5 protein-coding genes, 1 tRNA gene and 1 pseudogene are annotated in these 8,011 nt (G+C 74.0%); 2 read left to right on the plus strand and 5 right to left on the minus strand.

All coding sequences use genetic code 11. From position 1 onward, the window contains the following. Positions 1–158 precede the first annotated feature (158 nt). Positions 159–755 carry a DUF4365 domain-containing protein gene (locus ACWD3D_RS29665; RefSeq protein ID WP_451463846.1) on the minus strand — a complete coding sequence of 199 codons (597 nt, stop codon included), beginning with the start codon at positions 753–755 and terminating at the stop codon, positions 159–161. 215 nt (positions 756–970) lie between these two features. On the opposite strand from ACWD3D_RS29665, the gene ACWD3D_RS29670 reads away from it, so the two are divergent. After that, a complete protein-coding gene (locus ACWD3D_RS29670; protein ID WP_451463847.1) occupies positions 971–1,702 on the plus strand; it encodes an exonuclease domain-containing protein in 732 nt (243 codons plus the stop codon). A gap of 103 nt (positions 1,703–1,805) precedes the next feature. Here the strand turns inward: ACWD3D_RS29670 and ACWD3D_RS29675 are convergent. Both ACWD3D_RS29675 and ACWD3D_RS29680 read right to left on the minus strand, forming a co-directional pair. Next, positions 1,806–1,877, minus strand: a tRNA-Val gene (locus tag ACWD3D_RS29675). 39 nt (positions 1,878–1,916) lie between these two features. Then, complete coding sequence (locus tag ACWD3D_RS29680) at positions 1,917–2,363, minus strand: SRPBCC family protein (RefSeq protein ID WP_451463848.1); 447 nt, start codon at positions 2,361–2,363, stop codon at positions 1,917–1,919. Between the two features lie 105 nt (positions 2,364–2,468). Between ACWD3D_RS29680 and ACWD3D_RS29685 the strand changes: the two genes are divergently transcribed. Then, entirely contained in the window at positions 2,469–4,958 is a 2,490-nt protein-coding gene (locus tag ACWD3D_RS29685) for an SCO7613 C-terminal domain-containing membrane protein (RefSeq protein WP_451463849.1), read from the plus strand. Positions 4,959–5,005: 47 nt separating this feature from the next. Here ACWD3D_RS29685 and ACWD3D_RS29690 read toward each other — a convergent pair whose 3' ends face one another. Together ACWD3D_RS29690 and ACWD3D_RS29695 are read right to left on the minus strand one after the other, a co-directional pair. Next, positions 5,006–7,768 carry an exo-rhamnogalacturonan lyase family protein gene (locus ACWD3D_RS29690; RefSeq protein ID WP_451463850.1) on the minus strand — a complete coding sequence of 921 codons (2,763 nt, stop codon included), beginning with the start codon at positions 7,766–7,768 and terminating at the stop codon, positions 5,006–5,008. Positions 7,769–7,920: 152 nt separating this feature from the next. Further along, positions 7,921–8,011, minus strand: a pseudogene (locus ACWD3D_RS29695) (TRCF domain-containing protein); the annotation flags it as partial.

Genomic DNA, 8,011 nt, shown 5'->3' on the forward strand with positions numbered 1-8,011 from the left:
CTCGTCGCGCTCGACGACTACGAACGCAAGTCCCTGGTAAGGGACTTGACGGTGGCCTTCTACACGGTCTCGCGGGTCCGGCTCCGGGGCTTCGGCCGGATGGGCGCGGGGGTCCGGCTCCGCTCCCCCGCCGACGGGTTCGTCCATCGACCGGTGCATCAGGGTCTCCCTCCCGCCCCGACCCGGGCCATGATCTCGCAGAGCGCCCGGTCGTCGAAGATCCGGGAGGTCGGGATGCGCACGGTTGTCCTGAGCCGGCCGGTCACCGGGTGGCCGGCCAGGTTGATCCAGTAGCAGCAGTGCCGCAGGTCGAGCCGGTCGTGTCCGGCCCGCAGCCAGTCGTCCTGGGCGCGCGGCACGATCATCACGACCAGAATCCGGTGCACGGACACGGGTGTCCGGGCGAGTTTCACGAGGTGGGCGTTGTCGAGGGTGATGGGGAACGTCCCGCCCCGGGGGTGCGGCGGGAGCTGGTAGGTGCACTTCAGCTGCACCTTGACGGTCACTTCGTCGTCGACGGTGTGGGCCGGGGCGCCGTGGCTGAGGTGCCAGTCGACGCCGTTGTCGGGAAACGGCTGGGAGAGGGAGCAGCCGGCCGCTGCCGCCACGGCGTGGAGATACCCCACCTGGAGGGTCTCCATGCAGGCGGTGGTGGCGAGGGTGCCCCGCAGGGGCGCGGTCCGCCCGGCCGCCGGACCGTTTCCGCGGTCCGCGGCGCGTGCGGTGCTCCCCGGGTCGGGCTGCGCGAGCGCCATGGCTCCGTATGCCTTCCGGGCTGTGCAGTTGACTCCGGTCGTTGACGTGGCTCGACGGGCACCTGAGTGCTGCCTGGTCAACTCCCATGCCCGTCAGAAGTGTTGTCACCGAAGGAGACCGCCCGCAAACGGCGTATCAGGCAAACACCGCGGGTATCACCGATATCGGGCAGAGGAATCACGCCATCTGCCGTGCGGGTGCGAGGAGTTCGGGGATGATGCACTGGTTCGAGGGGCCGCTGGCCGCATTCGACACGGAGACGACGGGGGTCGACGTCGAGGAGGACCGGATCGTCTCGGCCGCCCTCGTCGTCCAGGACACGGCCGGCGGGCGGGCCCGGGTGACCCGCTGGCTGATCAATCCGGGGATTCCGGTGCCGCCGGAGGCGACGGAAATCCACGGTCTCACCGACGACCACCTCCAGCGCAACGGCAGGTGGCCCGCTCCGGTGGTGGAGGAGATAGCGCGGTCGCTCGCGGAGCAGTGCGCGACCGGCCGCCCGCTGGTCGTCATGAACGCGCCCTTCGACCTGACCCTCCTGGACCGCGAGCTGAAGCGGCACCGGGCGTCCTCGCTCGCGGGCTACCTGGAGCACGTACCCCTGTGCGTGATCGATCCCCGGGTGCTCGACAAGCACCTGGACCGCTACCGCAAGGGCCGCCGCACCCTGACCGACCTCTGCGAGCTGTACGGGGTGGTGCTGGACGGGGCCCACGACGCGGCGGCGGACGCCGCCGCGTCGATGGAGCTGGTACGCGCCGTGGGCAGGCGGTTCACCGCGCGGCTGGAGCGGCTGAGCCCGTCGGAGCTGCACACGCTCCAGGTGGCCTGGCACGCGGCGCAGGCCCGTGGGCTGGAGGCCTGGTTCGCCCGGAGCGGCACTCCCGAGCCGGTCGATCCCGCCTGGCCGCTGCGTCCGCGCCCGGAGGTCGCCGCGGCGGCGTGAGCGGTACGGCCCGCGCCGTGCGGTGCGGGCCGGGACGCGCCGTGCGGGCCAGGACGCGCGAAAGCCGGTCCGTCGATGATGCTGACGGACCGGCTCTTCCCGGTGGGCGATACTGGGTTCGAACCAGTGACCTCTTCGGTGTGAACGAAGCGCTCTCCCACTGAGCTAATCGCCCGGGAACGGGTTGAACAATACAGGTCCTGGGGGGCTTCGTTCAAACCGCGCCGAGCCGGGCGGTGAGCCCGCGCCGCGCCGCTCGCATCATCAGTGCGTGGTTGGCCCGGAAGACCGGCCGGGCGACCGGCGCCAGCAGCCGCATCAGCCGCTTGCGGACCTCGACTTCCTGCTCGTACCGCACGCGGCTGCCCTCGCCCCTCCCGGTGACGGTCCAGCGGGCCCAGCCCTCCAGATCGCCGGTCATGGACACTTCGAGGACCCCGGCCGCCGGATCGCGGCGCGCCCGGTCGAGGGTGACGACCAGGTCGTACGGCAGGACGGAGCGGAAGCGCGCCCGTCCCGTGGTCGCGTCCACCTGGACCACTTCGCGGACCTGGGGCCACCAGAGCGGGTACTCCTCACCCCGCTCCAGCACCGCGAGGACGGCGGCGGGTGGCGCCGAGAGGTCCCACCGGCTCGTGAACCGGTAGTGGTTCGGATTCATGCGACCAGTCTTCCCGCTCGGGGGCCGCTCGCCCCAGGTACTCACTCCGAGAAGTGAGTACCTGAACACATGTACGCGCCCTCGCCCGGCACCGACACTCCGGACATGGAACATGTCCCGCCGCCCGCCGAGGAATTGGCGCTCCTCGACTCCGAACTGGCCCGCCTGGACGCCCGCCGGGCGCAGTTGCTCCAGCGCCGCGCCTGGCTGGTCGAGGTCCTGCGCACCCAGGCCCGCGCCGGTTTCGCCCGCGCGGACACCGCGTTCGCTCCCCCGTTTCCGGCGTTCGGCCCGCACGTCCCGCCCCGGAACCCGTCCGGGCACGGCGCGCAGAACGTCCTCCTCACCCTCGGCGGGCTGCTGCTCGCGGTCGCCGCCGTCGCCTTCACACTCTTCAGCTGGGGCGCGATGGGCATCGGGGGCCGCTCGGCGGTGCTGGCCACCGTGACGGCCGCCGCCCTCGCCGCCCCCGTCGTGCTGCGGCGGCGCGGACTGCGGGCCACGGCGGAGGCGCTGGGCGCCTTCGGACTCGTCCTGACGCTCCTCGACGCCTACGCCCTCCACGCGGTGGCCCTCCCCGGCACCGACGGCACGGCGTTCGCCGCCGCGGCCTCGGCCGCACTCGCCGCGCTCTGGGCGGGCTACGGCCTGACGCCCGGCCGGCCGGTACTGCCGCTTCCGTCGGCGGTGGTGGCGGGTCAGCTGCCGCTGGTCCTCGCCTGCTCGGCCACCGGCGCCCCGGCCCTCACCTTCGGCTGGGCGCTGCTGATCACGGCGGCGCTGGACGGCGTGGTCGTGGTCCGGGCGGTCCGGTCCGGCCGGACCGGGGTGCGGATCACCGCCCTGGTCTGTCTGGCGGCCACCGGGTCGGGCGCGCTGCTGGCGGCCCTGGCACTGTCGTTGGCGGCCGGCGGCCCGGCCGGTGCGCTCGCCCCGGGGGCGCTGCTGGTGGTCGCGGGGGCCGCCGCGCTGCTCGCCGTACGGTGGGCGCCGGCCGGGCTCGCGACGGCCTGCGGACTGGTCGGCGGGCTCGCCGGGGTGGCGGGTACCGGCGGGGTGGTGCGGTCCGCGCTGCCGTCGGAGTGGGCCGTGGTGGCGTATCTGCTCGCGGGGATCGCGCTCCTGACGGTGGTGCGGATCGTGTCGGTCCGCACGGCGGCCGGCCGGGGTGTGGCCGTGTCGGTGGCGGTCGTGGTCGCGGGGTCGCTGCTCTGGGCGGCGCCCTGGGTGGCCGTGGCCCTGGCCGCTCCGCTGTCGGCGGGCGCGCGGGTGTGGGAGGGCGCTCCGGAGGGTCTGCGGGCCGCGCTCGGCGGGCCGGCCGGCTGGCCGTGGACGATGGCCGCGCCAGTGGTCCTGGCCGTGGTGGCCGCGCTGGGAGCGGCGGCCCACCGGTGGGCGGCAGAGCTCGCGGGGGCCGGGGACACGGAGGAGAGTCCGGCCGGTGCGCGGGCGTTCGGGGCCTGGTGGCGGGGTGTGGCCCCGGTGGCCGTACCCGCGCTGGCGGGTGGCGCGCTGCTGGTCACGGCGGCGGTCGCGGACGTCCCGTACGCGGCCGGAGCGGTCCTGGAGATCCTGCTGGTCGCCGGGGCGCTGGAGCTGCTGGTGCGCTTCTCCCGGGGATCGGCCCGCTCCGCCGCCGGGTCCGCCGCGCTGGGCTGCGCGCTGGCGGGAACGGTGAGCGTGGCGGCGCTGGCGCTGGCTTCCGAGGCGGCGACGTACGCCGTGTTCGCGGCGCTCACCGCGCTGTTCGCCGCGACGGCGATCAGGCTGCCGGACCGCCCGGCGCGCTCGGTGGCCGCCTCGGCCGCCGTCCTCGGCGGGATCGCGCTGACCGTCGCGGCGGTCGGTTCACTGGGACTCTCCGCCTCGCGCGGGGCGCCGCTGCTGCTGGTCTGCCCGGCGGTCACGGTGCTGCTCGGCGGGGTGCTCCGGCGCCGTCCGGTCGCGGTGCCGGTGGAGCTGGCCGGGGCCTCCGGCGCGCTGGTGGCGGTGGGCCTGGCGGTCACGGACCCGTCGTCCCTCGCTCTGGTGCTGGGGCTGTCCGGGGTGCTGGCGGCCGGTGCGGCGGTGCGGCCGGAGCGCCGGCGGGTGGCGGGCACCCTCGCGCTGGTGCTGTTCGTGCTGGCGTCCTGGGTGCGCCTGGCGGCCTCGGAGGTCACCGCCCCGGAGGCGTACACCCTGCCGGTGACGTTGCCGGCCCTGGTGGTCGGGGTGCTGCGGCGGCGGCGCGACCCGGCGGCATCCTCCTGGACGGCGTACGGCGCGGGGCTCGCGGTCACGCTGCTGCCGAGCCTGGCGGTGGCCTGGGGAGACCCGGGGTGGACGCGTCCGCTGCTGCTGGGGCTCGCGGCCCTCGCGGTCACGCTGGCCGGGGCACGGTCCCGCCTCCAGGCCCCGCTGCTCCTGGGCGGCGCGGTGCTGGCCCTGCTCGGCCTGCACGAACTCGCCCCGTACGTGGTGCAGGTGGTGGGGGCGCTGCCGAGGTGGCTGGTGCCGGCGGCGGCCGGGGGGCTGCTGCTCGTGGTGGGCGCGACGTACGAGAAGCGGCTGCGGGACGCCCGCCGGGTGCGGGAGGCGCTGGGCCGGATGAGGTGAGAGTCCCGTTCCGCCCGCCCCGAGGCCGGGGCGGGCGGAACGGATGCTCAGCCGGGCAGGTGGTCGCCGACGAGGGCCAGGTTCTCGATGGCGGCGAGTCCGTAGAGGGCGGTGTCGTTGGTGGAGACCCAGGCGGCCTCGGTGCCCGCGACGGTGGCGAGGGGCCCGCTCACCTCCTCGGTCTTCCAGGACGCGGACTCCTTGTACCCGTCGCCCCGCAGGAACTTCTCCCAGGCGCGGGCGGCGAACTTCGCGTCGCCGGTCCGCACGGCGGCGTAGGCGTCCATGCGGGAGTGGCCCTGGAAGAGGCTGATGCTGCCGAAGTCGGAGCCGTAGCGGGCGGCCTGCTCCGCCTTGGTGGCGTTGAAGTACCGGCAGTAGTCGAGGTACGCCTCCTCGAACGCCGGCATGTCGACCAGGGCGACGAGTTCGGCGCAGAGTTCGTTCAGTCCGAAGACGCCCGACAGGTGGGAGACGCTCACGACCGGCTGCGCGGCGATCGCGAACCGGCCGGTGTCCAGGTCGTAGAGTCCGCTGCCCTGGACGAAGCCGTTGGGCTGCGCGGCGATCGTCTCCATCGTGCCGAGGACCCGGTCCCTGGCCTTCGCCGCCTGCGGGCCGCCGCGCTCCCACTCGGTGAGCCAGGCGGAGACGAGCCCGCTCCAGTCGGTGCCGAAGCCGATGGAGAGCGCGTGCCGGTCGGGGGTGTACACGTCGGTGCGGACCTTGCGCTGCGGGTCGAGCACGAGGAAGGTCTCGTCCGAGTCGACGTTGGCGCGCATCAGGTCGCCGACCCGCTCGTCGGCCGTGAGGAAGTAGTAGAAGCGCCGGTAGGTGGTGTTGGCGATGCGCTGCTGCTTGGCGCTGTCCGCGTAGTGCTGGATGCCGTGGCGGGTGCCGAGCCCGGCCCATTGGCCGAGGTGGTAGACGTCGACCTCGCCGGTGTGGCGCGTCATCGTCTCGGCGAAGCGGAAGATGTCGGCGCGGCCGGAGCGCAGATAGGCGTACCAGAGCCAGAGGTCGGTGGAGAGTTCGGAGTTGTCCCAGGCGTAGCCGCCGACGTCGTACCGCCACTGGTGCCGGGAGGGGTCGTACGTGTGCATGACGTCGCCGTAGTCCCAGAAGCCGTACCAGCGCCGCATGTCGACCTGGTCCCGGTAGTACGAGAAGAGGAAGTCGAGGTGGTCCTCGATCCTCGCCTTCGCCGGGGTGGAGCGGTCGGGCTCGGCGAAGAGCCCGCCGAAGACGCCCGCGCCGATGAGCTGGGAGGGCGGGGCGACCAGCTGCGGCAGGGTGCGGACGGCCGCGGTCTGCCGGGCCGACGTGTCGGCGCCGGGGGTGGAGTCGTGGACCCAGAAGAGGAGTTCGCTGGTGCGGGCGATGCCGTACGGGGTGCCGAAGCCGGGCTCGTAGTCCTCGTAGGTGATCTCCAGTCCGTCCAGCTGTTCGGTGTACGTGTCCATGCCGAGGCCGTCGTGGTAGAAGCGCAGGTCCATGGGTTGGGCCTCGGGCGACCAGAGCCAGACGGTCACCTCCGCCTCGTCCGTGTCGGCGCCCCTGATGTCGAGCTGGGCGGGGAACTTCTCCCAGAAGTCCCGCAGCCCGAAGGCGAGTCCGCCGCTCGCGCCGCCCACGTAACCGAAGCCGGAAGCGCGGCGACCGCCGCCTGCGGCGATCCAGCCGTGCCCCTTCGCGGTGCGCTTGCGCACGGTGAACCCGTCCGCCGACAGCTGGCCGAGGGTGTAGTCGCCCCAGGTCGGGATGAGGTGGAGGCGGCTGGTGACCCGCTGGTCCCAGGTAGTGGGGTCGGGGAGGCGTTCCCCCTCGAACTGGGCGGCCCGGACGGCGGCTCCCGGGTCACGGCGCAGTCCGGTGATGCCCTTGACGGCCTCGCGGAACATCCCGGTGTCCTCGCCGCCGAGCCGGACGTGGCGGTCGTACGCCTCGTCGCGCATCGGGACGGTGAAGCGGACGCCGAGGCCCCGGACGAAGTCTCCACTGGCCTTGCCAGGGTCCTGGGTGCCGTCGAAGGTGATGGTGTGGACCATGCGGAACGACTCGGCGCCCGCGTGGAAGTAGAGCCGGACGGAGAACGGCATCCAGGAGCGCGAGCCGCGCCGGTGCTTGCCGTCGACGCGGACGACGGCGCGCAGCGGGCCCGCCTGTTCGACCTCGGCCGAGGCGATGGCGCTCTCGAAGCGCTCATAGCGCTCCTGGCCCTGGTCGCCGTCCTCGATCTCGCCCTGGCGGATCAGGACCAGCCGGCCGTCCTTGGCGATCTCGGTGCCGCCACGCACCAGTGACTTGACCAGCGAGGAGCCGGTCTTCCCGATCTTCGCGGTGACGATGCCGGTCGAGACGGTGATGACCCCGCCGGAGCTGCTGACGGTGACCCTCGCCCCGGGGGCGGTGGGTTCGCCGGCGGTGAGGGCGAACTTCTTGGCTCCGGCCGCCTCCGGTCCGACGGCGTGGGCGCTCCACTTGAGGGAGCCGTCGGGCCAAGTGGCGGTGGTCCAGCTCTGCACGGGGACGCCCTTGCCCCCGTCGGTGGTGAGCGCGAACTTCTGGTCGGCCGGGTACCGCCCCTTCGGCCAGGGCACCCCGAACGTCGTACCGGGGGCGGCTCCGAGCCCGCCCTCCTCCAGCCAGCCGATCTCCACCGGCTCCCCGCCGTCCCCTCCGTCCCCGGCGGTGGCGTCGGTGGCCGCTTCGGCCCGTGGCGCGCCGCCGAGCGCCGTCCAGGACAGGGAGGACGCGGCACCGGCGACGGCTGCGGCCTTGAGCATGGTGCGACGGGGGATCGGGGACATCACGACTCCAGTTCTCGGGGACTCGGTTCGTGTGCGCTTCGGCGAAACAGGGCAGGGCGGACCGTCCCGGGGCGCGGACCGCGCCCCGGGACGTGGGTGGGGGTCAGCGGCGGCGGTCGGTGACGACCGCCGCGGCGGCGAGTGCGCCCAGGGCCGGCCACCAGGAGGAGGTTCTCGACGGGTTCGGGGAGCTTGCCGTAGCGGTCGGTGAGTTCCTCGCGTACCGCGCGGATGTCCTCCTCG

It is taken from the genome of Streptomyces sp. NPDC002690 (assembly GCF_053592415.1).